At 65.6% G+C, this 26,470-nt stretch carries 20 protein-coding genes; 11 read left to right on the top strand and 9 right to left on the bottom strand.

Annotation, left to right across the window (positions count from 1 at the left end; translation table 11 throughout):
- From BLP96_RS17910 to BLP96_RS17890, 5 genes are all read right to left on the bottom strand, one after another.
- Window positions 1-2,396 (bottom strand): retention module-containing protein (locus BLP96_RS17910; protein WP_143005136.1); only part of this gene is annotated, 2,396 nt, incomplete at its 3' end.
- A 156-nt stretch (window positions 2,397-2,552) separates the two neighbouring features.
- On the bottom strand, window positions 2,553-3,161 hold the full coding sequence (locus BLP96_RS17905) for a response regulator transcription factor (protein WP_245682307.1): 609 nt from the start codon (window positions 3,159-3,161) through the stop codon (window positions 2,553-2,555).
- Window positions 3,161-4,588, bottom strand: coding sequence for an HlyD family type I secretion periplasmic adaptor subunit (locus BLP96_RS17900; protein WP_089688901.1), 1,428 nt, complete (start codon window positions 4,586-4,588; stop codon window positions 3,161-3,163). Before BLP96_RS17900 ends, BLP96_RS17905 begins: the two co-directional genes overlap by 1 nt.
- Entirely contained in the window at window positions 4,588-6,762 is a 2,175-nt protein-coding gene (locus tag BLP96_RS17895; RefSeq protein ID WP_089688910.1) for a type I secretion system permease/ATPase, read from the bottom strand. The genes BLP96_RS17900 and BLP96_RS17895 overlap by 1 nt, the downstream gene beginning before the upstream one ends.
- A gap of 75 nt (window positions 6,763-6,837) precedes the next feature.
- The gene (locus tag BLP96_RS17890; protein WP_245682306.1) at window positions 6,838-8,979 is read right to left on the bottom strand and encodes a TolC family outer membrane protein; all 2,142 of its coding nucleotides are present in this window, start codon (window positions 8,977-8,979) and stop codon (window positions 6,838-6,840) included.
- A gap of 500 nt (window positions 8,980-9,479) precedes the next feature.
- Between BLP96_RS17890 and BLP96_RS17885 the strand changes: the two genes are divergently transcribed.
- From BLP96_RS17885 to nth, 5 genes are all read left to right on the top strand, one after another.
- Window positions 9,480-9,761, top strand: coding sequence for a hypothetical protein (locus BLP96_RS17885; protein ID WP_089688897.1), 282 nt, complete (start codon window positions 9,480-9,482; stop codon window positions 9,759-9,761).
- A 145-nt stretch (window positions 9,762-9,906) separates the two neighbouring features.
- Window positions 9,907-11,382, top strand: a complete 1,476-nt coding sequence (gene thiI, locus BLP96_RS17880) for a tRNA uracil 4-sulfurtransferase ThiI (RefSeq protein WP_089688895.1) — start codon at window positions 9,907-9,909, stop codon at window positions 11,380-11,382.
- Between the two features lie 88 nt (window positions 11,383-11,470).
- Window positions 11,471-13,513 carry a methionine--tRNA ligase gene (gene metG, locus BLP96_RS17875; protein ID WP_089688893.1) on the top strand — a complete coding sequence of 681 codons (2,043 nt, stop codon included), beginning with the start codon at window positions 11,471-11,473 and terminating at the stop codon, window positions 13,511-13,513.
- Window positions 13,510-14,307: an electron transport complex subunit RsxB gene (gene rsxB / locus BLP96_RS17870; protein ID WP_089688891.1), complete on the top strand. Its 798-nt coding sequence runs from the start codon at window positions 13,510-13,512 to the stop codon at window positions 14,305-14,307. Before metG ends, rsxB begins: the two co-directional genes overlap by 4 nt.
- Window positions 14,308-14,596: 289 nt before the next feature.
- The gene (gene nth / locus BLP96_RS17865) at window positions 14,597-15,232 is read left to right on the top strand and encodes an endonuclease III (RefSeq protein WP_089688889.1); all 636 of its coding nucleotides are present in this window, start codon (window positions 14,597-14,599) and stop codon (window positions 15,230-15,232) included.
- Between the two features lie 31 nt (window positions 15,233-15,263).
- Here nth and BLP96_RS17860 read toward each other — a convergent pair whose 3' ends face one another.
- Window positions 15,264-16,322 (bottom strand): tRNA-queuosine alpha-mannosyltransferase domain-containing protein, encoded by a 1,059-nt coding sequence (locus BLP96_RS17860; RefSeq protein WP_089688887.1) that lies wholly within the window; start codon window positions 16,320-16,322, stop codon window positions 15,264-15,266.
- Between the two features lie 92 nt (window positions 16,323-16,414).
- On the opposite strand from BLP96_RS17860, the gene BLP96_RS17855 reads away from it, so the two are divergent.
- From BLP96_RS17855 to BLP96_RS17830, 6 genes are all read left to right on the top strand, one after another.
- The gene (locus BLP96_RS17855; protein WP_089688885.1) at window positions 16,415-16,687 is read left to right on the top strand and encodes a hypothetical protein; all 273 of its coding nucleotides are present in this window, start codon (window positions 16,415-16,417) and stop codon (window positions 16,685-16,687) included.
- A 185-nt stretch (window positions 16,688-16,872) separates the two neighbouring features.
- Entirely contained in the window at window positions 16,873-17,244 is a 372-nt protein-coding gene (locus BLP96_RS17850; protein WP_089688883.1) for a response regulator transcription factor, read from the top strand.
- The gene (locus BLP96_RS17845; protein WP_089688881.1) at window positions 17,244-19,307 is read left to right on the top strand and encodes a 3'-5' exonuclease; all 2,064 of its coding nucleotides are present in this window, start codon (window positions 17,244-17,246) and stop codon (window positions 19,305-19,307) included. Before BLP96_RS17850 ends, BLP96_RS17845 begins: the two co-directional genes overlap by 1 nt.
- Complete coding sequence (locus BLP96_RS17840; protein WP_089688879.1) at window positions 19,304-19,507, top strand: hypothetical protein; 204 nt, start codon at window positions 19,304-19,306, stop codon at window positions 19,505-19,507. The genes BLP96_RS17845 and BLP96_RS17840 overlap by 4 nt, the downstream gene beginning before the upstream one ends.
- A 4-nt stretch (window positions 19,508-19,511) precedes the next feature.
- Complete coding sequence (locus BLP96_RS17835; RefSeq protein WP_089688877.1) at window positions 19,512-22,247, top strand: sensor histidine kinase; 2,736 nt, start codon at window positions 19,512-19,514, stop codon at window positions 22,245-22,247.
- Window positions 22,248-22,515: 268 nt separating this feature from the next.
- Window positions 22,516-24,495: a methyl-accepting chemotaxis protein gene (locus tag BLP96_RS17830; RefSeq protein WP_089688875.1), complete on the top strand. Its 1,980-nt coding sequence runs from the start codon at window positions 22,516-22,518 to the stop codon at window positions 24,493-24,495.
- Window positions 24,496-24,600: 105 nt separating this feature from the next.
- On the opposite strand, the gene BLP96_RS20175 is transcribed toward BLP96_RS17830, so the two are convergent.
- The 3 genes from BLP96_RS20175 to BLP96_RS17820 form a co-directional block, all read right to left on the bottom strand.
- Complete coding sequence (locus tag BLP96_RS20175; RefSeq protein WP_176761560.1) at window positions 24,601-24,774, bottom strand: hypothetical protein; 174 nt, start codon at window positions 24,772-24,774, stop codon at window positions 24,601-24,603.
- A 112-nt stretch (window positions 24,775-24,886) separates the two neighbouring features.
- Window positions 24,887-26,014, bottom strand: coding sequence for a DUF294 nucleotidyltransferase-like domain-containing protein (locus BLP96_RS17825; protein ID WP_089688873.1), 1,128 nt, complete (start codon window positions 26,012-26,014; stop codon window positions 24,887-24,889).
- Between the two features lie 146 nt (window positions 26,015-26,160).
- A complete protein-coding gene (locus BLP96_RS17820) occupies window positions 26,161-26,460 on the bottom strand; it encodes an HlyU family transcriptional regulator (protein WP_089688871.1) in 300 nt (99 codons plus the stop codon).
- Window positions 26,461-26,470 lie beyond the last annotated feature (10 nt).

Raw genomic sequence — 26,470 nt, 5'->3', positions numbered from 1 at the left:
CCGTCGCCGTCCTCGCCCAGCTCGAGGCGGAACACCTCGCCGTCCGCGGCGCTGCCGACGATGGCGTCACCGTCGGTGCCCAGGGTGATCGACTCGCCACCGCTGGTCAGGCCGCTGGCCGTGCCGGCGTCGACGTCCAGGCTCAGGCCGTAGCTCCAGCTGGTGCTGCCTTCGCCGTCGGCACCGTAGTCGCTGTCGGTCACGCTGAAGATGCTGTCCAGGCGCACGCTGTCGCGGTCGGTCAGTGCGGCATCGCTGGTCGCCAGTTCAGCCGCCGAGGCGGCGGATTCGACGCTGATGCTCGGGCCGTCGTCGCTGAAGCTGACCAACCCGCCCAGGTCGATGCTGGCGCTGTCGGTGGCGGTGTCGCCGTCACCGTCGGTGACGGTGACCGTGCCGGTCAGGGCGACCAGCTCCTCGGCCAGGCTCAGCACGTCGTCGCTGTAGTCCTCGCTGTCGCTATCGCCGTGATCCAGCGCGGCGAACTGCTCGAGGGTGACTTCGCCCTCGCCGTCGACGCTGAGACTGAACACGGTGTTGCCGTCGGTCACGCCATCGGCGCTGCCGGCGGTGCTGCCGACGATCTGGCCGTCAATGTCGAACAGGTGGACGGCGTTGCCGTCGCTCTCCAGGCCGCTGTCGGCACCGTCGCTGACGCCATCGGCCAGCCCCAGGGCGTAGCTCCAACTGGTACCGGCTTCGCCGTCGGCACCGGGGTCGATCCATGGATAGAATGCAGCAGCAAAACCAGCTGTATCCGAACTGACGCCTTCGCTGTCAACTTCTGCATCCGCTGTTGCAAGCTCTGATTCGACCCCATCACCCAGCCAGACGTCTACCGTAGGCTCGTCATCCACGAAGTTGATCAGGCTGCCCAGGTCGAGCTCCTGGCTCGATGAAACGCTGTCGTCGTCCGCATCGGTCACGGTGAGCGTGCCGGTGAGCGCGATCAGGTCGCTAGGAATGGAGACGGTCTGACCGGGCTCGCCCCCTTCGGGGTGATCGATGGCCTGGAACTGCCCCAGCGTTATCGAGGCCTCTTCGCCTTCGCCCTGGATGTCGAGGGCAAAGACGACGTCACTAGAAGGCAACTCACCATCGATATCAGGAGGCGTCGTGCTGGTGCTGCCGACGATGCCCATGTTGCCATTCGGGCCTTCGACTTCATGCAGGTAGATGGTCTCGCCACCGGCCGTCAGCCCCGAGTCGACGGGGGCACCGCCCTCGCTGCCTGTGAGAGAGAGGCCGTAGCTCCACTCCGCAGTGCCCGGGCCATCGGCGCCGTAATCGATGGAAGCATCGAAGAAGCTGGCCAGCGACTGGCTTGCCATGCTGACGGGGATCGCCGGGAAAGGCTGGCCATCCGAGGGAAAGTCATCTTGCCCCGGTTCGAGAACCACCTCCTGCTGCGGAATCTCGCCCGAAGGATAGTCAGTCTCAGCATCAAGGGTCGTCAGGGTCAGCTCTTCGAGATTGCCGGTCGTGAACTCGGTGATGCTGGGCAGGTCGTCGAGGATGGTGACGTCGAAGTCGCCTTCCGCGGTGGAGCCGTCGCCACTGGTAACGGTGAAGGTCAGGCCGGCCAGCGCCTCGTCGAGGCCTTCTTCGTGCAGCAGGTTGCCCACTTGGTTGGCGGTGAATTCACCGCTGGTGGGATCGACTTCCACGGTGAAGACGAGGGATTCGCGGCCTGGGGAAAAGGCAGAGAGCGTGTTGCTGTCACCGTCCCAGCTGAACTGAAGCAGCTCGCGACCGACCTGCAGTTCGGCGCCATCCATGCCGGCGAAGGAGACGCTGCCGGCGCCGCTGGAACCGAAGGAGAAGTCGAGCACGCCGGTTGCCACCGAGCCGTCTTCGCTGAGCGTTTCCGCATCCTGCAGCTCGATACCGGTAGCACTGGCCGAGGGAGGAACGACATCCGCCGGCGCCACGTCGTCCTCGAAGTCAGGGCCGCCGGCATTCGCCCCGGCGAACGTGAATGCCAGCGGATCGACGTCTTCGCTGATGCGCGCCAGACGCACGAAATCGTGCCCGCCACCGTCGGCGCCGCCACCGCCGGCACCGGCTGCCGTGGCATCCAACGCCTCGAGCAGGTCGCCGTCTTCTTCTTCCACCGCGGCCAGCAGCGCGTCGATGTCGTCATCCATGGCCGCGAATTCGGATTCGTCGACTTCCTGTTCGGCATCGAGATCCGGCGTGATGGTGACTTCCTCGCCGCCGGCCACCACCGTCGGGTCGAGGCCGTCACCGAAATCCAGCTGCACGCGCCCATTGTCGGAGGTGACGAGCACCTCGCCTTCCTGAAGAGTATCGCCCACGCTCAGTTCGCGAAGGTTGCCGTCTTCATCGCGCGCCCAGGCCTGACCGGTAATGGATACGACGGTGGCAATGCTCATGGCTCATCTCCCTGCGTACGTCGAAAATCGCGTTATCTATACGCTGCGCACAGCATGGATACCGTGCGCGCGTATGGTTCGTATGAGATTCAAGGTAGGCAGGGCGTGGGCCGCTGGGTATTGTACCGATGGACAAGTAACGAAATGTTGCGACGATTACGACACTTCGGCGTGCTGCCCCAATCGCAGCACCAGTTGCATGCGGTCGCGCACCCCGAGCTTGCGGAAAACGGCCCCCAAATGGGCCTTGACGGTCCGCTCGGTGATGTCGAGGTGGCGCGCCACTTCCTTGTTGCTCTTGCCACGGGCCACCGCCAAGGCGACGTCACGCTCGCGCTCGGTGAGTGCCGATAGCTCGTCGCTGGGCAGGCGCGGTTCACCGCCAAGGGCCTGATAGGTGGCCCCTAGAACACGCCCCATGAGGTCGGCGGGCACCCAAATGCCCTGATTCTGCGTCACCAGCGCGGCCTGTTCCATCAGCGCCGGTTTCGCCAAGGCGTGCAGGTAGCCGCGGGCGCCTGCCTGGAGCGCCTGGAGGGCATCGTGGCCGCTGGGCGCCAGGCTCATGATCACGACGATGACGCCGCGCTGCCCCAGGGGCATTGCCAGACTCGGCCATTGAGGCGTGTCGTCCATGATCCAGACGGCATCGCCGGGCATCGCCAGCAGCTTGGCATCGGCAGCGGAAACTAGCCGTGCCGCGGGAAAGGCTTCGCGCCAACGAGGAAATTCGTCACGTCCGTGACTGACGAACCAGTGTGCCATCATCGTTCTCCCATGGAATCGCGCCAGGCTCGCAACACCGGCTTGAGGAGGAACTGCATCACGGTGCGCTTGCCAGTCATGATGTCGACCTCAGCCGTCATGCCGGGAATGACCTGAATGTCGCTGTCCAGCGATTCGCCTTCCAGGCTGCGGACTCGCACCAGATAGAAGGTGTTGTCGTCGTCGTCGGTGATGGTATCGGCACTGATGTGGTCCAGCTCGGCCTTCAGGCCACCATAGATGCTGTAGTCGTAGGCCGTGAGCTTGATGGTCGCCGGCTGGCCAGGGCTCAAGAAGGCGATGTCCTGAGGGGCGATCCGCGCTTCGACGAGCAACTGTTCGTCGCTGGGCACGACGCTGACCACCTCCTGTCCAGGCTGAACCACGCCACCAACGGTATTGATCTCCAGCTTTTGCACCACGCCATCCACCGGCGAGCGCAGTTCGGCCAGGCGCACGCGATCCTGCAACCCGGTACTCGATTCATTCAGCGCATTGAGATCGCCAAGCGTCTGGGCCAGGTCATTGCGCCAGTCGCTACGCCGTTCACTGCCGAGCTCGCTGAGCTGGCCTTCGGCTTCCTCTACGGCCGCTTCGAGGCGCCCCACCGCGGCCTCCGACTGTTCGCGCTCACCGCGCGCCTGCGAGACCTCGCGCTCGAGCCGCAGGATGTCCACTTCCGACACGGCTCCGGACTCGAGCAACGGTCGAGTGAGATTGAGCTCGCGACTGGCCATGTTGAATTCGCGTTCGGCCGCCTCCAAGCGCGCATTGGCCTCACGCAGCTCTTGCTCGCGCTGACGAATGCGGTCGCGCAGCACGTTCTCCTGCTCGCGGAGCTCCTCGCGACGGCTCTCGTAGACCTGGCGCTCCTGCAAGACGATGTCCGGCACTTCGGCTCGCAGTTGCTCATCGGGATTGAACGGCGTGTCGGTCACCAGCGCCCGGAAGCGTTCGATGCGCGCACGCAGCGCCAGGGCCTGGGCGCGATTCTCACGAAAGTCGGACACGTAGCGCGTCGGATCGATACTGATCAACACCTCGCCCTTTTCGACCACCTGACCTTCGCGCACGAGGATTTCCTGCACCACGCCGCCATCCAGCGACTGGATGCGCTGCAGCTGCTGCGCAGGGATGACACGGCCGGCACCGCGGGTCACTTCGTCGATCGAAGCGAAATACGACCAGACGATCAGCGCTACGACGGCGAGCAGGAACACGTACAGCAAGGCACGTGCTCGCATCGGATCCTGCTGCATGCGCGCCCAGTCCGCATCGCTGGCCCAGTCGCGGTTCAAGTGCGCTGCCGTGACACGGCGCGCGAAGAGCCGATCGATCAGAGGTCGAAACGGCTTACCGCCCACCGTGGAAAATCGCCCGATGGCCTCGAAGCCTTGCTGTTCGGCAGTTGGCTTGCGGTTCGCCATCAGTTGGCCCTCCCGATCTGTCCTTTACGCAGGGCTTCGACGACCTTGTCGCGCGGGCCATCGGCAACGACCTTGCCGCCGTCGACGACGATGATGCGGTCCACCAGCGACAGCAGCGAGGTGCGGTGAGTCACCAGAAGCAGCGTCTTGCCCTCGGCATAAGTCGTCAGCTGGCTCTTGAAGGCCTCCTCGCTGGCGTTGTCCATCGAGCTGGTCGGCTCATCGAGCAACAGTATCTGGGGGTCATGCACCACGGCACGGGCAATGGCCACCGCCTGGCGCTGCCCGCCGGAAAGCATGCCACCGCGCTCCCCGACCGGCAGTTCGACGCCCTGAGGATGACCGTTGACCAGCGATTCCAGGCCGCTCAGTTTCACGGCGTGCAACAGCGCTTCGTCCTCGACGCCATCGCTGCCGCCGCCGGCAACGATGTTTTCCCGCAGGGTGCCGAAGAAGAGACTGACGTCCTGGGGCACGTAGCCGATATGGCGACGCAGCTGCAGTGGGTCGAACTGGCGGATGTCGACGCCGTCGATCATCACCGCCCCGGCGGTGGGCTGGTAAAGCCCCAGCAGCAGCTTGTGCAGGGTCGACTTGCCGGAACCGACGCGCCCCAGCAAGGCGACCTTTTCCCCGGCCTTGATCCGCAGCGACACATCGCGCAGGGCCTCGCTCTCCGACTCGGGATAGCGCAGCGACACCTTGTCGAACGCGATATCGCCGCGCACCACCGGCCGAGTGATGAAGTGGCTGCCTTCGGGGCGCTCGACCGGCTTGTCCATCACGTCGTTGAGCGACTCCAGCGCCGTCGAGGACTGGTGATACTGAGCCAGCAGTGCCGCCGCCTGGCTGACCGGCGCCATGGCCCGCGAGGAGAGCAGATAGGCGGCTATGAGCCCGCCCTGGCTGAGGTTGCCTTCGATGATCTGGTAGACGCCGATGATGATCACCGCCACCGCCACGGTGTGCTGGGTCCACAACGCCATGCTGGACACGGAGGAACTGACCAGCCTGAGCTGGGCGGCCGTCCGTGAAAGGTAAGCGCTGGCCTTCTCCCAGATGCTCTGAATGCGGCTCTCTGCACGCAGCGCCTTGACGGTTTCCAGGTGCGAGACCGACTCCACCAGGGTGGCGTTGCGCTGGGCGCCGACCCGCCAGGTGGTTTCGGAAAGCTCATGCAGCTTGCCCTGGGCCGCCAGGGCATAGAGCAGCACCACGACGATGCCCACCAGCACGGGGATCACAAGCGGTGGGCCGATCAGGGCGATGATCGCGGCGAACATCAGCACGAAGGGAAGATCGACCAGGCCGACCACCGTGGCGGAACCGATGAAGGCCCGCACCGATTCGAAGGATTGCAGCGTGGCCGTGAAGGAGCCGGTCGACGCCGGCCTCGCCTCCATGCGCATGCCCAGCACCCGGGCCATGATCGATGACGACAGCTTGACATCGGCGCGGCTCGCCGCCAGATCGACGAAGGCATTGCGCATCAGCCGCAGGGCCAGATCGAAGCACAGCACGATGAAGATGCCGATGGCGAGTACCCACAGCGTTTCGGTCGCCTGGTTGGGCACCACGCGGTCATAGACGTTGAGCACGAACAGCGGCATGGCGACCGCGAAGAGGTTGATCAGCACCGAGCCAACGATGACGTCGCGGTAGAGCTTGCGGTTCTCGCGGATCACGCCCCAGAACCAGTGGCGCGCACGCTGTTTCTTGACCTCTGGCCCCCGCGCATCGAAGTGGAAGCGTGGCCTGACGTAGATCGCCTGGCCGCTGTAGCTGCGTTGCAGCCCGTCGAGACTCACCTCCGAGACGGCATCGCCAAGTTCCGGAAAGATCACCCTTGCCTTGCGCGCCTTGACGTCCAGCGCCACCAGCAAGCACGCCCGGCCCGGCTCCAGGAGCAGCACGGCGGGGAACAAGGCCGGGTTCAGCTGTACCAGACGGCTCTTGACGATGCGCGCCGTCATGCCGGCACGGGCCGCCGCACGCGGGAAGACGGCCGGGGTCAAGCGACCTTCCTCGAGCGGCAGCCCAGCAACGAGCGACTCTGGCGTGGCATCGTGATCGTGCGCACGAGCCACGCTCAGCAAACACTCCAGCAGCTCGTCTCGAACGGCTGACGAACGCCCGTCATCGAGCGTCGCCTCCAGATTTTCCTGTTGGCTCACGAACACCTCTCGACTTCAGCCGGAATGCATGAACGACGCCAGCCGGTGCCACTCGACACCGACTGGCGCACCGGCTCAGCTTCGCGTGACGTAGGCGTCCCGATAACCCAGGTCGCCCAGTCGCTGCTGGACCGAATCCAGGTCACCGGCCGTGAGCGGCCCGACCAGGACCCGATGGAGTCCGCCGCCACTGGCCGTCCGGGTGGGCTCATCGAGGGTGTCGGTAAGGGTGTTGCGCAATGACTCCGCGGCCTCCTGGCGAGAGAGAGCGGCCACCTGGAGGAATGTCTCGCGAGTTTCCGTCGCACTGGATTCGGAGGCGACCTGCCGCTCGCCGGAGGTTTCCGTCGGCTTCGACAGCTGGGAAACGTTTGGTGATGAATCGAGATCGAAGTTCGCGGCGCTTTCTCCGCGACTCTCGAGCGTCACCTCGACCCGACGATTCTGGCGTCGACCGTCGGCACTATCGTTACTGGCCACCGGGTCGCCGGAGCCATAGCCGCGAGTCTCGATCAGGTCGGCACTGACTCCCTGGCTCACCAGATAGCTGGCTACGCTATCGGCACGCCGCTGCGAGAGCGGATCGTTGATCGCATCGCTGCCCGTGCTGTCGGCATGGCCGGCGATGAACACGCGGGCCAGGTCGTCGCGTTGACGAATCTGGTCGGCCAGTTCATCCAGCTCTTCGCGGGCGCCAGGGTCGAGCTCCGCACTGTTGATCGCGAACAGGGCATCGGCAGAGAGCGTGACGTCCGGCGCGCGCTCGGGAGCGGGCGCCGTGGAACCGAGTCCACGAGTGAGATCGTCCAGAGTGAAACCGGACGGCCCCTGCACCGGGCACACCGTATCGGGGTCGAGAGAAACGCCATCGCTGCCCAGCTCCGCCAGGGTCGGCATGTCCTCGCGCATCACCTCGAGTGACTGCATCAGCTCGCCCATGGCGGCCAGGGTCCGGGCATCGGCGATGCGGATGTCATAGACCGCATTGACGTAGGCACGGCTGGCCTCGAAGTATTCGTTTTCGCTGTCCAGCAGGTCGAGCAGGGTGCGCTCGCCGATGTCGAACTGCTGCTGGTAGGCGCCGCGCACACGGTCGATGGACTGACGGTGCTGGTTGAGATAGTCGAGCTGCTCGCGCAGGCGCTGGGTGTCGTTGTAAGCGATCTGGGCGGTCTGGCGAACGTCGTGACACGCCTTGTCGCGAAGGTCCGTGGCCTGTTCGACCCGCTCGCTCGCGGCACGGAACGAGGCCAGGTCGCTGCCGCCGTTGTACAAGTTCATGCTGGCGACCAGTTCGACCCGATGGCGATCGCGCCTGCCCAGCGGGTCGTAGCTCCCGTCGTTGTTCTCGTAGGTGCCGGTTCTCGCACGCAGATCGAGCCGCGGCTGGAAGGCCGCCTGGGTCTGGCTCTCTTCGGCGCGCTTGGCCTCAATGTTCTCGATGGCGGCATGGAAGTCGGGATTGCCTTGGAACGCCAGATCCACGGCCTCTGCCACGGAGGCGGGAATCCGCTCGTCCAGTTCGGGAGCCGGCGCGAGGTTTTCCGCCGGCAGATCGCCGACGATGCGCTGATAGCGCGCCGACACGTCGTGCAGGTTGGAGGCCTCGGTCATCAAGTTGGACTCGGCCAGCGCCAGGCGGCCGTTGATCTGCTGCAGGTCGACCCCGCGGCCGGCGCCGGAACGCACGCGCTCCTCGATTTGATCGTAGACGCGCATGTGTTCCGCGTAGTTCTCCTGAGCCAGCGTCACCAGTTCACGATAGCGGCGTACATCGAGATAGGCGCGCGCCGCCTCGAGCGCGACCTCCTCGCTGGCCCCCAGCAGTTCGTAGTAGCGCACCAAGCGGGCTCGGTCCAGACGCTCGACCTCGCTTTGCGTGGCGAAGCCGTCGTAGATCATCTGATTGAGAGAAAGCTCGGCGAACTGGCTATCGTAGCTGCCGCGAAAATCATCTTCGCGGTCCTCACGGCCGACCCCGGCCGAAATATCGATGCTGGGAAGATAGTTGCCCCACGCCTCGCGCCGGTCATGGCCGGATGCCTGGAATTCGTTCCAGGCGGCGCGAACCTCGGGGTTGGTGGCCATGGCCTGCTGGATGACTCCTCGCAGGTCGGCGGAACCAGACGAGGACATTCCCTGAGGCAACCCCTGCGCCATGGCCGAGGCCAGCGGAAGGAGTGCCAGCGTGGAGGTGAGCCCTGCCAGGCTCGCCATCCGGCCGCTCCGTTGTCCCCACGTAATGCGCTGCGTTTCTTGTGATGAAGCCATTGGTAGTCCCTGTCGCCGTACGGTTGTGATTGCTTTTGCTTTTCGAATCCACCTGTCAGCCGTACGATACCCCTCGTGCCGCTCCGCCTTTCGCCCGTCTCATCGGCCAGTCGCTGGTGAATGCGCTTGCCTGAAGGATCAGGTCAGGATGGATTAGCTTAACTTTAGTCAAAAAGCCCAAGTTGCTCACCGGAAAGCACCAAGCCATTCCTATGTAACTCATCGTAACGCTTTTTAACCAACTGTCCAACTTCATCATGAGCGCTAGAGCGAATCCAAAAGCTCCCCTCTTTGTAAGCCATTTCGTACACGACCGGTGCAGCTGTCCCCGCTGGAGACGCCTCCGCGGGTCGCTGCGGGCCAAGCTCGCCCGCTGTGTGCGCCTGGCAAACGTGCTATCGTCGCGGCAACGCCGACAGGGCTCATCACGACAAGGAGAGATCGCCATGTCATCCTCGGAAATCCAGAAGACTCGTGTCATCAACGAACTACGCGGCTTCATCAAGAAGCTGCTGCAGGATCCCAAGATCCTCGAGCAGTCACTGGAGATTGCCCGGCGCCACCTGGGCCAGGACACACCCCGGGACGTGATGACGCACATCGCCAACGAAATTTCCGACACCACCAGCGTGCACATTCCCGACGACCCGGATGAGCACTCCGAAGCCGACAAGCTGTTCCTGGAACTGCTCAAGGAAGTGGTAAGCGAGGAGCAGGCTCTCTACTGAACGCCGACCGCCAGTTCGCTTTCTGCGCCCGGCCATCGCCGGGCGCATTGCGTCTGGAGACGGGAAGGCTCGGAAAGAGCATGGGCCGAACCTCTGGTATACTGACAAATCACTGTTTTTACGAATCTTCGACAAGCGAACCGCGATGTACTACCTGCTCAAGCTGTTCCCGGAAATCACCATCAAGTCGCGCCCGGTGCGCCAGCAGATGACCCGTTGCCTGGTCACCAACGTGCGCAATACGCTAACCTCGTTCGGTGAATCCGTACGCATCAAGGGTGGCTGGGATTCTCTGCAAGTCAGCGTCAACGGTTCGCTGACCACGGCACGGCGCAGCGAGCTGGAAGCGACACTGACGCGCATCCCCGGCATTCACTCCGTACAGGTCGTCGAGGAGGTCCCCTTCTCTTCCTTCGAGGATACCGGGCGACGACTGGCGGCATTGTGGCAATCGGCCATCGCCGGCCGCCGCTTTCGGGTCAGCGCCAAGCGCCGCGGCCAGCACGATTTCACCTCCGCCGAGCTCGAACGATACCTGGGGCGCGTTCTGCTCGACGCCGCCCCGGCCGCCCAGGTCGACCTGAACCACCCCGAAGTCGACGTTCGCGTGGACGTCATCGACCGACGCCTACGGCTGATTCACCAGGGCTGGCCCGGGCTGGGCGGGTATCCTCTGGGCCAGCAGGGTCAGGCGCTGTGTCTTCTCTCGGGCGGCTTCGACTCGCCCGTGGCGGCCTGGAAGCTCATTCGCCGCGGCATCAAGACGCACTTCCTATTCTTCGACATGGGCGGCCCCGCTCATGAGCGCGCCGTACGCGAGGTGGCATACCATCTCTGGGAACGCTACAGCCGCTCGCACCGGGTACAGTTCATCCGCGTACCCTTCGAGGGCGTCGTCGGCGAAATGCACCGCACCATCCCCGATGGACTCATCGGCGTGGTGCTCAAGCGCATGATGGTGCGCAGTGCCGGGGAAATCGCCAAGCGCGCGCGGATTCCCGTGCTCGCCACCGGCGACGCCATCGCTCAGGTCTCCAGTCAGAGCCTGACCAATCTCGCCCTGATCGACGAGGTGAGCGAGCTTCCCACACTGCGACCGCTGATTGCCGAGGACAAACTCGACATCATCGCCACGGCCCGCCGGATCGGCACGGCCCGCTTTGCCGAGGGCATGCCGGAAGTCTGTGGCGCCATCTCGCGGCGCCCCAACACCCAGGCACGCCGCGACAAGGTACTGGCCGCCGAGCAGGCATTCGACTTCGCCGTGCTCGACGACGCCATCGCTGCAGCCACTTCCACCCGTTCGGACCGCCTGCAGGAGAGAGTCAAGGCCACCGACGGCGATGACGTGCGCATCGTCGAGGGCGTCGCCGAGCTGGCCGGTCGAGCGTCGGTCAGCGTCATCGACATTCGCCCGCCCGAGGAGCGCGAGGCGGCACCGCTGGATCTGCCGGAAGTGGAACAGCTCGCCATCCCCTTCTACGAGCTCCAGTCACGGGCCGAGTCGCTGCCCCAGGATCGCGAGTACCTGCTCTACTGCGACCAGGGCGTGATGAGCCGCATGCAGGCGCTGCACCTGGCCGACCGGGGCCTGAGCCATTTCGGCGTGCTGCGCGCTTGAGCGCGGCGACACTCGTCGAGCGGATGCAGCATGCCGCGAAGATGGCTACAATCGGGGACCTGTTTTCACTGGGACAAATCGAGCCATCATGCCGCACACCACTCGCGATTCGCGCCAGATTCTGGTCACCAGCGCTCTGCCCTACGCCAACGGCGCCATTCACCTGGGCCACCTTCTGGAATACATCCAGACCGACATCTGGGTGCGCTTCCAGAAGAGCCGCGGTCACGAGTGCCACTACGTCTGCGCCGACGATGCCCACGGCACCGCCATCATGCTGCGTGCCGAGCAGGAGGGCATCACCTCCGAAGCGCTGATCGAACGCGTCTCCCGTGAACACCAGCAGGATTTCGCCACCTTCGGCGTGGCTTTCGACAACTACCACTCCACCCACTCCGAAGAGAATCGCTACTTCAGCGAGCTGATCTACACCCGCCTGCGCGACGCCGGCCACATCGCCACCCGCGACATCGAACAGATGTACGACCCGGTGAAGGGGCTGTTCCTCGCCGACCGCTTCATCAAGGGCACCTGCCCCAAGTGCCGCGCGGAGGACCAGTACGGCGACAACTGCGAGGCCTGTGGTGCCACCTATACGCCGGCGGAACTGATCGATCCGGTCTCGGCGATCTCCGGCGCCACTCCCGAGGTCCGCAGCTCGACCCACTTCTTCTTCAAGCTGCCCGACTTTGCCGACTTCCTGCACGAGTGGATCAACCAGGGCCACGTCCAACCGCAGATACGCAACAAGCTGATGGAGTGGTTCGAGGCCGGCTTCAACGAGTGGGACATCTCCCGCGATGCGCCCTATTTCGGCTTCGAGATTCCCGACGCGCCGGGCAAGTACTTCTATGTCTGGCTCGATGCCCCCATCGGCTATCTGGCCAGCTTCAAGCATCTCTGCGAGCGTGAAGGGCTAGACTTCGACGCCTACTGGAAGACCGACAGCAGCGCCGAGGTCTACCACTTCATCGGCAAGGACATCGTCTACTTCCATGCGCTGTTCTGGCCGGCCATGCTCCATGGCGCCGACTTCCGCACCCCCACGGCGGTGAACTGCCACGGTTTCGTCACCGTCAACGGCGCCAAGATGTCCAAGTCCCGCGGCACCTTCATCAAGGCCGCCACCTACGCAGACTTCCTCAACCCGGAGTACCTGCGCTACTACTTCGCCGCCAAGCTCACCTCCAGAGTCGACGACCTGGACCTCAATCTCGAGGACTTCGCCGCCCGGGTGAACAGCGATCTGGTGGGCAAGGTGGTCAACATCGCCAGCCGCTGCGCCGGCTTCGTCAAGAAGCTCGGCGGCGGCAGGCTCTCGGCCCACTGCGCCGAGCCGGATCTGGTGGCTCGCCTCATCGCCGCCGGCGACGAAATCGCCGAGGACTTCGAGGCCCGCGAGTTCGGCCGCGCCGTGCGCCGAATCATGGATCTCGCCGACGAAGCCAACACCTACATCGCCGAGGCCGAGCCCTGGGTGCTGGCCAAGCAACCGGGGCGCGAGCAGGAGGTGCTCGATATCTGCTCGGTCGGCATCAACCTGTTCCGCCAGCTGATGGTCTACCTGGCCCCCATCGTCCCCGCCATGGCCGACGCATCCCGCGAGTTTCTCAAGCTCGACTCGCTAGCCTGGGAGAGCCGCCACGAGGTGCTGCTGGATCACGAAATCGCCAAGTTCAAGCCGCTGATGACCCGCGTGGAACGCGACAAGATCGATGCCATGATCGAGGCATCGAAGGAGGATCTGGTGGAAGAACGGAAACTGAAGGAAACCCCCAAGGGTCCGCTGACGGAAGATCCCGTCGCCGCCGAGATCGCTTTCGAGGACTTCGCCAAGGTCGACCTGCGCATCGCCCGCATTGCCAAGGCGGACTACGTCGAGGGGGCCGACAAGCTGCTGCAACTGACCCTGGACCTGGGCGGCGAAACTCGCACCGTCTTCGCCGGCATTCGCTCGGCCTATGCGCCGGAGGCACTGGAGGGGCGCCTCACCGTCATGGTGGCCAACCTCGCGCCGCGCAAGATGCGCTTCGGCGTCTCCGAAGGCATGGTACTGGCGGCGGGTAGCGGCGACGGCATCTACCTGCTCTCGCCGGACAGCGGCGCCGAGCCCGGCCAGCGCGTGAAATGACCCAGGCGCCGCGCGACGAGGCGTTGATCGACGCCGTCGACGCACTGCTGCCACAAACGCAATGCGGCAAGTGCGGCCAGCCCGGCTGCCGCCCCTATGCCGAAGCGATCGTCGCCGGCGAGGCCATCAACCGCTGCCCGCCGGGCGGACAGCGCACCGTGGAACGGCTCGCCGAGCTGACCGGCCGCCCTGCGTTGCCGCTGGCCGAACCGGCGCAGGAGCCACTGGTGGCATGGATACGCGAAGACGAGTGCATTGGCTGTACCAAGTGCATTCAGGCCTGCCCGGTGGATGCCATCCTCGGTGCCGCCAAGCGCATGCACACGGTGATCGCCGACGAGTGTACCGGCTGCGAGCTATGCGTGGCGCCGTGCCCGGTGGACTGCATCGACCTGCTGCCCCATCCGGCCTGGCAGGCCGCCCGCAGCGACGCCGAGCGTGACGCCTATCTCGCTCGGCGCGCCGAGAAGGGGCGCCAGCGCTTTCAGGCGCGCCAACGGCGCCTGGAGCGTGAGGCACGCGAGAAGCGTCTCGAGCGTCAGCGACGCCTGATGCGGCAGCGCCAGCGACCGAGTGCAGCGGGCTCGAGCCGTGGGGCGGCCCAGCCACGGCAGCGCCAGATGGCCGTCAAGGCCGCCGAGCAGGCCTTGAAACGGGTACGGCAACAGTTGGAGAGCGCCCGGCGCCGCGGCGATAGCGAGGCTGAAGCTACTGCCCTGGGCCAGCTGCCCGAAGCCGAACGGCTACTCGCCGAGGCCAGAAAAGCGCTGGAGGAAGCCCAGAAGAAGGACTAACCCATTCAAGATAACGCTTGGCTACGCATTGTCGCCAGCACCAGGGGGCGCTGGGAACAGGTCTCAGGAGAGGTCCTACGCCAGGGGTGAGGAGCACTGCTCCGAACGGGCTGGCCATGGACAGCCAGACCGGACCTGCAAGCGAAGCGGGACGTGAGAGCGCAGCAGGGCGTCGGTAGCGCCCAAGGATGGGGTTTCACAGCGCCTCCCCGAAGACCCGTTCCCAGCATGGCCCCGGTCAGCACCGCCCTTGCGCCGGTTTGCACCTTGCCACCGCCACGGAAGCACCATGAACGCCCAGAAACGCCACGAGATATTTGCGCGCCTGCGCGCCCACAACCCCGAGCCCACCACCGAACTGAACTGGTCGACACCGTTCGAGTTGCTGGTTGCCGTGCTGCTCTCCGCCCAGGCCACCGACGTGGGCGTCAACAAGGCCACGGCACGTCTTTTTCCGGTAGCCAATACCCCTCAGGCGATCCTCGATCTCGGCCTGGAAGGACTCAAGGCGCACATCAAGACCATCGGGCTTTACAACACCAAGGCCGAGAACCTGATCAAGACCTGCCGGATGCTGGTCGAACGGCACGGCGGCGAGGTGCCGCGCACCCGTGCCGAGCTCGAGGCGCTGCCCGGCGTCGGCCGCAAGACGGCCAACGTCATTCTCAACACCGCCTTCGGCGAACCCACCATTGCCGTCGACACGCACATCTTCCGCGTATCCAACCGTACCGGCATCGCCAAGGGCAAGAACGTCGTCGAGGTGGAACGGAAGCTGCTGCGCCACGTACCGCGTGAATTTCGCCGCGATGCTCACCACTGGTTGATCCTTCACGGCCGCTACACCTGCGTGGCGCGCAAGCCGCGCTGCGGCAGCTGCGTGATCGAGGACCTGTGCGAATATCAGGACAAGACGGAGCCGTGACGTCCGTGGCGATCCATGGCAGCACCACGAATCAGCGTCCCGAGAGCAAGGCGCGGTAGCGGCCGACCAGAGCCGGCCACTCCCAGGCGCTGACGTCCGGGGGCGGCGGCCGTCGATCCGGGCTGGTCAGCCAGGCTTCCAGAGTCGATTCCAGGCCTTCCCGGGTGCCATCGTAGCGGTACTCGGCAGCGTAGAGCTCAGGGAAACAGAGACGCTCGGGTACCAGGGGCAAAACGCTCGACTGTGCCGCCTCCATGATCGACAGTCCCTGGAATTCGTGCCAGGTGGTGGAAACCACGACATCGCCGCTGGCCAGCACTTCGCGGTACGCACCTTCCGGCTGCGGCCCCCAGCACACCACCCGTTCGCCCAGACGCTGGCGGGCCTCGTCGAAAATCGTCGGGCAGTCCCGAAAGGTCTGGCCCATCACCGCCACGTCGAATTCGATTCCGCGCTCGGCCAGCGAGATGAGCACCGCGAAGAAATCCTCGGGGTTCTTGTCATACTCCCAGCGGTGATTCCAGATGATTCGCCGACCCGCTTTGCGAAGGGACGACGGCCGGTGCAGCGGCGAGATCGGCACCGGCAGCACTTCGGCCGCTTCGGCGAGCTTCGCCAGCGGTCGTGCGGCGGGCAGGTTTTCGGGCATCCGCTTGAGAAAGCGACGCGCCCCCGCCACGAAACTGTCACGGTTGTAGGCCGTGTTGAAGACCAGCCGGTCGGCCGCGAGTGCGCTGTAGAGATTGACCATCAGCGCCTCCGCCTGGGGTTTCTGATGGCGGGAAAGCGGATAGGCGAACTGGTTCTCGTGGAAATAGACCACCTTGTGAGCCTGACCCAGATGCGGATAGAGACCGCACAGCGTCGCTAGATCGACCATCGAAGTGGCCAGGATGACGTCGTAGCGCTGCGCCAGGATCTCGTGGTCGCGAAGCATCCAGCTCAGCGGGTTGCCACGGATTCGCCAGCGAAAATGGCGTGGCGGCAGCTCCAGCAGGGTCCATTCGACATCGTCCAGCCACTCGACCACGCCACTTGCCCAGTGGCGATGACTCGCCGCCGCATAGGCCGACAGCAACAATGCCCTCATCCGCTCCTCCCCGGGTTGTCCAAAGTCGTAAAGCCGGCCGCCACCGAAAGGCGGTAGGCTGCCATGACAGCCACCGGATTGCGATACACCCCATGCCAGCGACTCTTCTACACCTGATCATGGCAGCAGCCTTCGGCACCTTCGTCGGCTCGCTGTTCCGCCTCTCGCGACGTCCCGGCAGCCAGCGTCCGCTGCTCTTTCCCCTCGTCGGCCTGGCGGCCGGCATCGCTGGCTACGTGATCTTCTACCTGCTGTCGGTGACGACGGGCGCCCCGGCCTGGCTATTGCCATTGCTGGTGGTGCTGCAGACATGGCTGTGGCTGGGTCCTCTCGGGCCACGCTTCGATCGCCACCGCGATTCGTGACGCGCCAGCCTGCACGGCATGGTTTTCCCCACCGGAGAGCGGCACGCCACGCTCGCTGACACCGCCCCGCCCTGCCCATGGACCCTACCCCGACGCGCCGCTCCGGCTGCCTGCGCCCAAGGTCGTCTTTGCCGCCTTGAGCGCGATCACTAGACTGACGACAACAATCCATGAAGGAGAGCGCCATGGCCAAGGTACTGGTGGTGGACGACGAACCCAACATCGTCTTGTCACTGGAATTCCTGATGCAGCAGGCCGGCTTCGAGGTGGTCACCGCCGAGGACGGCGAATCGGCCCTTGCCGCCGTGGCGGACGGCACACCCGACCTGATTCTGCTCGACATCAGCCTGCCGGGCATCAGCGGCTTCGACGTGCTCGAACGACTGCGCGGCGATCCCCTTCACCAGCGACTGCCGATCATCATGCTGACGGCGCACGGTCGTGAGGTAGAACGCGAAAAAGGGCTCGCCCTGGGTGCCGACGACTACGTCACCAAGCCCTTTTCCACCCAGGCACTGGTCGACAAGGTCAAGGCACTGTTGGCCGAGGATGCATGATGTTCGGGCACAAGCTTCCTCGCCGCCAGCGTCTGATCGGGCTGTGGTTGCTGCTCAGCGGCATCAGCCTGCTGGGCGGTGCGCTCTTCGCCGCCTGGCTCGACAGTCTCTTCGAGCCCGAGGGGGTCGCTCGCCTGGTGCTGTGGCTGGGCTGCTTCTCCGGTGGCGGCACCATCTTCCTGTGCGGCCTGTTGCTGGAGCGCATGCTGTTCACGCCACTGCGCCACCTCCAGGTGCAGCTCGCGCGCCTCGTCGCCAACCCCGACGCCCGCGAAGACTACCCTCCCGAAGGCTGGCTGCGCGGCCTCGGCCCCGACCTGATCCGCGTGCGCGAGGCTTGGCGGTCCGACCGGCAGCGACTGGCCACCGCCCATGCCGAGGGGGCGCGTAGCGCGGCACGCATTCGCCAAGAACTGGAAACGCTGTTGCAGGTGCTCGACACCCCGCTGCTGCTCTGCGATCACCACCGGCGCTTGCTGCTCTTCAACCAAGCTGCCGAAACGCTCTTCGAAGACCACCCCGGCCTGGGACTCGGCAAACGCCTCGACGCCCTGCTGCCGGTGGCCAGCTTGCAGGATGCCCTCGGCCAGCTACCCGAGGATGGCGCCCCGCGCGAGCTGTTGACGCCCTGCGGCGAGCGCTGGCTGCGGGTCATCCTGCGGCGGGTGCCGCACAGCGAGGGAGAGACGCTGCTCACGCTCACCGATACCACGGCAGCCTGGAACAGCGAGTTGGGCGCTCGAGCCGAACTCACCGAGATGCTGCCCGCGCTGCGCCGTCACGGTGCCAGCCTGGGCAGCGCCGCCGAGGTACTGGGCCGCACTCGCCAGCTGGGGCAGGAGGATGATGTCCTGCGCCGCCGACTTGAAACGGTCATCGACGAGGAGAGCCGCGAGCTGAGCCAGACCATCGAACGCCTCGGGCGGCTGATCGAAGACATGCAGAACCAGGGCGAGCGGCTGGTACCACTGTGGTCCAACGATCTCTGGCAGTCGCTCAACGAGCGCCTGGTCGAATCGCCGCTGGAGGTCGTGCCCATCGGCATGCCGGCCTGGTTCCGTGGCGATGCCCCGGCACTGCTGGTGCTGCTCGCCTCGCTGCTCGAACACCTGTGCACGCACACCGGTACCACCCGATTCGAGGGAGAAATGCTGCTCGGCAATCGGCGCGTCTATCTCGATCTGGTGTGGCCCGGCACGCCGCTGCCCCAGCGCGAACTGGCCGCCTGGAGCGAGACGCGCCTGGAGAGCCTGCCGTTGTCCCCTCGCGTGCGCGATCTGCTGCGTCAGCACGCCAGCGATGCCTGGAGCTTGGCCGATGCCGACGGCGAGCACGCCCGCCTGCGCCTGCCGCTGCCCGCGGTGGAACGCGTCGGCGCCCCCCGCCCCAAGATGGCGCCGCGTCCCGAGTTCCACGACTTCGGCATCGCCGAACTGCCGCCTCCCGACGCCGAACTCGCCCGCCGGCCATTGCGCGCCCTGGAGATCGTCGCTTTCGACACCGAAACCACTGGCCTCGAGCTGCGCCGCGGCGATACCGTGATCAGCATCGGCGCCTGTCGCATCGTCAATGCGCGGCTGTTGGCCAGCGAAGTCTTCGACCTGCGCGTCGACCCGGGCAAACCGATCCCACCGGCGAGCACCGCCATCCATGGCATCGCCGATGCCGACGTCAGCGGCGCCCCACCGCTATCGGTGGCCCTGCCGCGCTTTCGCGACTATATCGGCGATGCCGTGATCCTGGCCCATAACGCCGCCTTCGACCTGCTGGCCCTGCAGCTCCCCGGCAACAGCACTACGCTGGACATGCCCGTACTCGACACCCTGCTCATCTCGCGGGCCCTGGATGAAAGCCTGGACGGTCACGATCTCGACAGCCTGGCCGAGCGTTATGACCTGCACTTTCCCCCCGGCACGCGCCACACGGCACTGGGCGATGCCCGAGTCACCGCCGAGCTTTGGCTGGCACTGCTGCCGCGCCTGGAAGCCCGCGGCATCGAGACTCTCGAGCAGGCTCTGGCGCTGCAGGCCAGCGCCTTCGACAGGGAGGACGCCTGCACATGACCGAACCGCGCCGCCGCGCACGCCTCGTTGCGCTGACGGCACTCGCCGCCCTGCTCTTCTCGCCGCCGCTTGTGCTGGTTTTCGACGTCACCCCGAGCGGCGACGGCCCCTCCTGGCTGCCGCTTTATCTCTTTCTCGCCTGGGCCCTGGTGATCGGCCTGGCGGCCTGGCTGATGGAGCAGCGCGAGGAGGAACCCTAGAGCGATGCGCAGCGATCCGGTAGTCCTGACGGTCGCCTTCGGCTATCTCGCCCTGCTCTTCGTGATCGCGGCCTGGGGCGACCGGCGTGCCGAGCAGAACCGCTCGCTGATCGGCTCGCCCACCGTCTATGCGCTCTCCATCGCGGTCTACTGCACGGCCTGGACCTTCTACGGCAGCGTAGGCCGCGCCGCCGAATTCGGCCCCAGTTTTCTGCTCATCTACCTCGGCCCCACCCTGGCGATGTTCATCGGCCCGCTGATGATCCGCAAGATGGTGCGCATCGCCAGCTCTCAGCGCATCACCTCCATCGCCGATTTCATCAGTGCCCGTTACGGCAAGAGCTCCAGCCTCGGCGCTCTGGTGGCACTGATCGCATTGATCGGCATCACGCCTTACATCGCACTGCAGCTCAAGGCAATCACCCTGAGCCATGCGGTGCTGGTCAACTACCCCGAAGCCGCCGACTTCCGTCTGGCCGAGGAGAACTTCTGGACGGACAAATCGTTCTGGGTGGCGCTGGTACTGGCCGTGTTCATCATTCTCTTCGGCACCCGCCATCTCGACGCCAGCGAGCGCCACGAGGGCATGGTGGCGGCCATCGCCTTCGAATCGCTGGTCAAGCTGGTGGCGTTTGTCAGCGTGGGAGCCTTCGTGGTGTTCGGGCTCTTCCAGGGACCGACCGACCTGTTCGCTCGGGTCGCCGCTTCCCCCGAGTTGAGCGACGCTCTCGGTCTGGATGCCGTGCCCGGCGGCGCCACCGGCTGGTTCGGTACCCTGGTGCTGGCCGTGCTCGCCTTCATCGCCTTGCCGCGACAATTCCAGGTACTGGTCGTGGAAAACGTCGACGAACGACATCTCAAACGGGCCAGTTGGCTCTTTCCGCTCTATTTGCTGGCCATCAACCTGTTCGTGATCCCCATCGCCATGGCCGGTCTGCTGCTACCCAACGGCAACAGCGACCCGGACAGTTTCGTGCTCACCCTGCCACTCGCGGCAGGGCTCGACGGCATCCCGCTGCTGGTGTTCATCGGCGGTCTGTCGGCGGCCACCAGCATGGTGATCGTCGAGACCATCGCGCTCTCCACCATGGTCAGCAACCAACTGGTCATGCCGCTGCTGCTGCGCTCGCGCCACCTGCATCTGAGCTCCCAGGGAGAACTGGCCGGCTGGCTGCTGGGCATCCGCCGCGTGGCCATCGTGTTGATCCTGCTACTGGGCTATCTCTACCACGCGCTGATCGGCGACTCCTACAGCCTGGTCACCATCGGCCTGGTCTCTTTCGCCGCCGCTGCCCAGTTCGCCCCGTCCATGCTGATCGGTCTGTACTGGCGCGGTGCCAACCGCATCGGGGCAAGCCTGGGCTTGATTGCCGGCTTCCTGGTATGGGCCTACACGCTGCTGCTGCCCGGATTCGCCCAGTCGGGCTGGCTTGACGATGCCTTTCTGCACGAGGGCCTATGGGGTCTCGCCTGGCTCAAGCCCTACGCGCTGTTCGGACTGGAGGGCTGGGACATCTATGCTCACTCGCTGCTGTGGAGCCTGGGCGCCAACGTCGGGCTGCTGGTAGGGATTTCCCTGTTCACGCGCCAGAGTCCTCTGGAGCAGACCCAGGCGGCCCTGTTCACCGAAGCCATGAATCCGGGGCTCGAGCACACCTCGCTATGGCGTGGCCAGACCACCCGCGGCGAGCTGAGAAGCCTGCTGGGCCGCTACCTGGGCGCCAATGCCACCGCTCGCGCCCTGGACACTCCCGGTGAGCGCCAACGCGACGACGACGAGCCCGCCCCGCCGGCACTGATCGCGCGTGCCGAACAGGCTCTTTCCGGGGCGCTCGGCAACGCCTCGGCACGCGTGCTGATCAATTCGGTGGTGCGCGGCGAGGCGCTGGATCTGGAGTCGATCCTGAGCATCCTCGATACCACGTCGCAGACGCTGGAGTACAACCGCCAGCTGGAGCAGAAATCCCGCGAGCTGGCGCGCATCGGCGAGGAACTGCGCGCCGCCAACGAACGACTGCGCGAGCTGGACCGTCTCAAGGACGAATTCGTGGCCATGGTCAGTCACGAGCTGCGCACCCCGCTCACCTCGATCCGCGCCTTCGCCGAGATACTGCGCGATAACGAAGCGCTACCCACCGAGAAGCGCGAGCATTTCCTCGACGTGGTGGTCAAGGAGAGCCAGCGACTCTCGCGCCTGATCGAAGAGATCCTCGACCTGGCTCGCCTGGAGAGCGGGCGGCTGACCCTCAACCCCCAGCCGCTCGACCTGGTCGAGCTGGTACGCCACAGCATCGATGCGGTACACCGACTCCAGGAGGATCGCGGGGTCGTTCTGGAGGTCGACATCGAACCCGACGAGGCCTGGGTGATCGGCGATCCCGACCGCCTCGAACAGGTCATCATCAACCTGCTCGACAATGCCGGCAAATTCGCCGATGACGACGCCCCTCGGGTGCGCCTGCACCTGGCACCCTACAAGTCGCACTATCGCCTCAGCGTCGAGGACAACGGCCCCGGCATCGCTCCGGATGAGCGCGAACGCGTGTTCGAGAAGTTCCATCAGATCCAGCGCCACGGCGACGGTGCCGACAAGGTACGCGGCCGCCCACGCGGCAGTGGACTGGGACTGCCCATCAGCCGGGGCATCATCGCCCATCTGGGCGGCCGGCTGTGGGTCGAGGACGCACCCACTCTCGCGGGCGCCTGCCTGGTGATGGAACTGCCCAGCGCACCGCGCTGAACGCACGCCCCGATCGCCAGGACCCTGGACGGATTGGCGCAATTTTACCGATCTGCACCTCAAGAACTCGCCGTGGCGGTCGATAATCCTTTCGCTCAGGCCCGTCGAACCTCCGCGCTGGAAACCGAAACAGCCCGCCGAAGCCCCAATAACGACAATACTGGCTGGATCGATCGCCGCTCGAGCGGCGATCGATCCAGGCCGAGCCCATACCCTGCACCGCCAGGTGCACCGTCAATGGCAATCGAGAATACCCGAGGGCACCGTATTGAACATCCTGTCACGCCTGACCCTGACCCAGAAACTGTTGGCAGCACTGGGCATCCCGCTCGTGCTCGCCTTCCTGGCGTTGGGCTGGATCGTCAACAATCAACTCAACAACGCCATTCCTCCGCTGATGGAAAACACCAGCCTGCGCCAGGTCGAAGGGCGTGCGGCCGAGATCGGCCGCTGGATCGAGGGGTATCGCACCTGGCTTGCCGGCCTGGCCCAGGACGAAAGACTCGCCGAACCCGGCAACGTCCGACAGCACCTCGACTGGCTGGCCAAGCGCCATCCCGGCGGCGACACCATCGAATCGCTCTACGTCTCGGATGCCCGCGGCAACGTCATCACTCATGCCGGTGCCAGGGCCGACATTTCCGAGCGCGACTATTTCCAGGCGCTGGTCGAGGAAGGCAGCGTCGACCGGCTGCTCGGCGATCCGGTCCTCTCGTTGATCAGTGGCCAGCCCACCGCCGTCATCGCCGAGGCGATCCGCGACGACAACGGCAAACGCGTCGGACTGCTCGGCATCACCCTCTCCATGGCCGCCGTCTCCGAGATCACCTCCGCGATCGACGTCGGCGAGGGCAGCTACGGCTGGATGGCCGACAGCCACGGCACTCTGGTGGCCCATCCCGACGAGGAAGCGCGCATGGCGCTTAACCTGACCGAGGCCGACCAGGCGGGTTACCGCGGCATGAATGAACTCGGCCGGCAAATGCTGACCGGCCAGGCCGGACAAGGTCAGGCCACTCTGCCGAACGGCAGCGCCAACCAGATACTCTGGCACCCCATCCCCGGCACGCCCTGGACCGTCGGCGTGACGATGCCCACCGAGATCTTCACCGCCATCACCACCGATCTGCTGACCGCCTTGCTGATCGCCGCCGTGCTCACCCTGGCAGCGCTGCTGCTGATCATGGGATTCTCGGCGCGCCAGACGGTCGTGCCCATCCGGCACACTGCCAACGCCATGGCCGACATCGCCAAGGGCAAGGGCGACCTCACCCGCCGCCTGGACGTCGTGAGCCGTGACGAGCTGGGCGAACTCGCCATCCAGTTCAACGCTTTCGTCGAGCGCATGCAACGCACCCTCCAGGAAGTGCGCGGCAGTGCCCACACCGTGCTGGCCGGCGCCAGCGACATGGCCGACAGCACTCGCGAGCTGTCTTCCCGCACCGAGCAGGCAGCCGCCAATCTCCAGGAGACGTCCGCCTCCATGGAGGAGATTCACTCCACGGTTTCCCACACCGCTCAGGCTGCCGAGCAGGCCAGTTCCCTGGCCACCAACGCCGCTGACGCGGCGGAGCGAGGACGCGGTGCCATGGAGCAGATGGAGACCAAGATGAAGGCCATCAGCGACTCGGCCGGCAAGATCAGCGAGATCATCGGCCTGATCGACGCCATCGCCTTCCAGACCAACATCCTGGCGCTCAACGCCTCCGTCGAAGCCGCCCGAGCCGGCGAACAAGGACGCGGCTTCGCCGTGGTGGCCGGCGAGGTGCGTACTCTGGCCAGTCGCTCCGCGGAGGCCGCCCACGACATTCGCAACCTGATCGACGCGTCGGTCAAGCACACCCGTGAAGGCGACACGCTGGTCAAGGAAGTCGCACAGCGCATGCGCGAGATCGGCGAGAGCGTGACCCAGGTGACCGACGTGATCGGCGAGATCACCGCCGGCACCCGCGAGCAGACGGCCGGCATCGAGCAGGTCAACACCGCCGTTGCCGAGATGGACACCATGACCCAGCAAAACGCGACCATGGTGCACCAGAGCGCCAGCCTCGCGGGCGCCATGCGCGACAATGCCGCTCGACTCGATGGCCTGATGAAGGAATTCGTGCTCGGCGGGCCGACACCTGGCGAACGTGCACCCCGGCAACCGACAGCGACCCTTCCCGCTCCCGCTGCCGGTCGACCCGCGGCCAGGCCCGCCCCGCAGCGTCTCGCTCACCAACCGGAACCGGAGTGGGAAGCGTTCTAACAGGCAACGCCCCCTTCCCCGCTCTTCCGACCTGAGTCAGGTCGGAAGAGCGTTCTGCCATCGCCAAGGCGACACAATGGCGAGCCAGCATCCGCCCATGTGCGATCAAATGCCGCCTTCCGAGCCCGGTTTCTCCTCTTCGTTCTGCCGAGCGACAGGCGGTGCAGCCGTCGTCGAGCGGGCATCGCTGGCCCCACCGTCAAGACGACGGTCGATGCAGTGCAATACCGCCAACTGGGCGAAGAGAAAGGCAAAGCAGAGAACGATGCCCTGGATCATGTTCTTGTTCCGGCAGAGTACCCATCTGCATCATAGGCCAGCTCCAGCCAAGTCGACCATCGAATTCGCTGGAGCGCTTTGCTTCGCAAGTCGAGACGTCACCGAGCGACCACTACCGGCGAGTCACCTGACGAACGAAACGCCGGATCGACTGCAGGTCATGGCGCAGCATAAGGCGGTCGTCGTCCTCCAACTGCGCCAGGTCGATCCAGCCATCGGCCCCGCCGCCGGCCGCCAGGCTTCGGCGCTGGGCGGCCAGCAGTCGTGCCTGCAGACGCTCCAGCGCCGCTCCCAGGCCTCGCGCCTCACGACTCTGCAGCGCCCCTTTCGCCACCAGAGCGGCAAGACGCCGTCGGGTATCCGGCGGACGCACGCCATGACGCAGCGACAGCAGCCGCACGGCCCCCACCAGCGGCAACAAGGCCTGATGCTTGAGATTCACGGCGCGATCATGGGGAGCGCCTTCCCCGCCACCGGCAACCCGCCCGAAACGATCCAGCGCCACTGGCGATTCCTCGAGAAGGGCCGCCATCTCGTCGAGGAAGAGCCCCGCTGTCGGCAGCCGCTTCGCTACGTAGTCCCGTAGCGACTCGGCCAGCCCGGCGCTGCCGTGGACGGGGTGGAAGTCGAGCAGGATGTTGGCCTGCTGGACACGCTTCACGCGCCGCTCCGCAGTCCATATCGCCAACTGTTCGCACCACTCGGAACGGCGCTTGCGCCACATCGGCCAGCGCGCCATCACGTGGCCGTTGCATAGCGGAATGCCTGCCTCGGCCAGTCGTGCGGTGAAACGCTCGCCGAGGGTCTGGAAATAGCCGTCGACCTCCGTGTGCTGGGCATCCGGATAATCGCCGATGATCATGGCATTGTCCTGATCCGGACCGAGCAGGCTCTCGTGACGGGCACCGGAGCCCAGCGTGAGCACGCAGTAGTCCACCGGCGGCGGCCCCCACCCCTGGCCGGCCATCTCGTCGAGAGAGAGCTCGATGGCGCGCCGGTAGAGCCAGTCGTTGTGGTCGCTGATCAGTTGACTGATGCGCCCGGCGGGGAGGTCGAGACGCTCCAGCGCTTCGACCAGCCGCCCCTGCCAGGCATGTCCGGCGGCGAGCGTCGGCGTTGGGCCGAGTTCCACCAGGGCCGAACGCAACGGCGCCAACAGATCGGGGAGCCGCCGAGGGTCGGGCAGCGTATCGGCGGCGAATAGGTCACGCCACGGGGAGGCTCGGTGCAGCAGGCGCATGGACACTTCCGGTCATCGCGTCAATCGGCAATGACTGAAGTGTAGCGAGAGCGCCACCCGACAGCACTTGGGCGAAAGGCGCAGGAAAACGAGGAACGACCGATCCCGGACCTCCATCGTATCTCGCTGCCATTGCCTGAAGGGGCTCAGCGCGGCTCGAACATGTCCTCGCCAACCTGGTCGATGTAAACCTGCGCCTTGCGCACCATCAAATCGTCGCAGGCTTCGCGACCGGGCACCAGATCGGAGCGCTCGAAGCGGTGCTCGAGGAGTTCGCCCTCGGCACCGGGCTTGCGAATCCAGCCGCTGACGCGGTACTGCCCGCCCTGCTCCACCGGCTCGGAGACGATCTGGTAGCCGTGATACTCCACCGGCTCGGCGGCCGCCGCACTCCCCGACGCATCGCCACCGCTACCGAACAGACCACCCAACAGTTTCTTCAGCATATGACCTCCC

This window comes from Billgrantia gudaonensis (assembly GCF_900100195.1).
In the GTDB taxonomy this organism is placed as follows: Bacteria; Pseudomonadota; Gammaproteobacteria; order Pseudomonadales; family Halomonadaceae; genus Halomonas; species Halomonas gudaonensis.
This window is presented reverse-complemented; position numbering and strand designations above follow the sequence as displayed.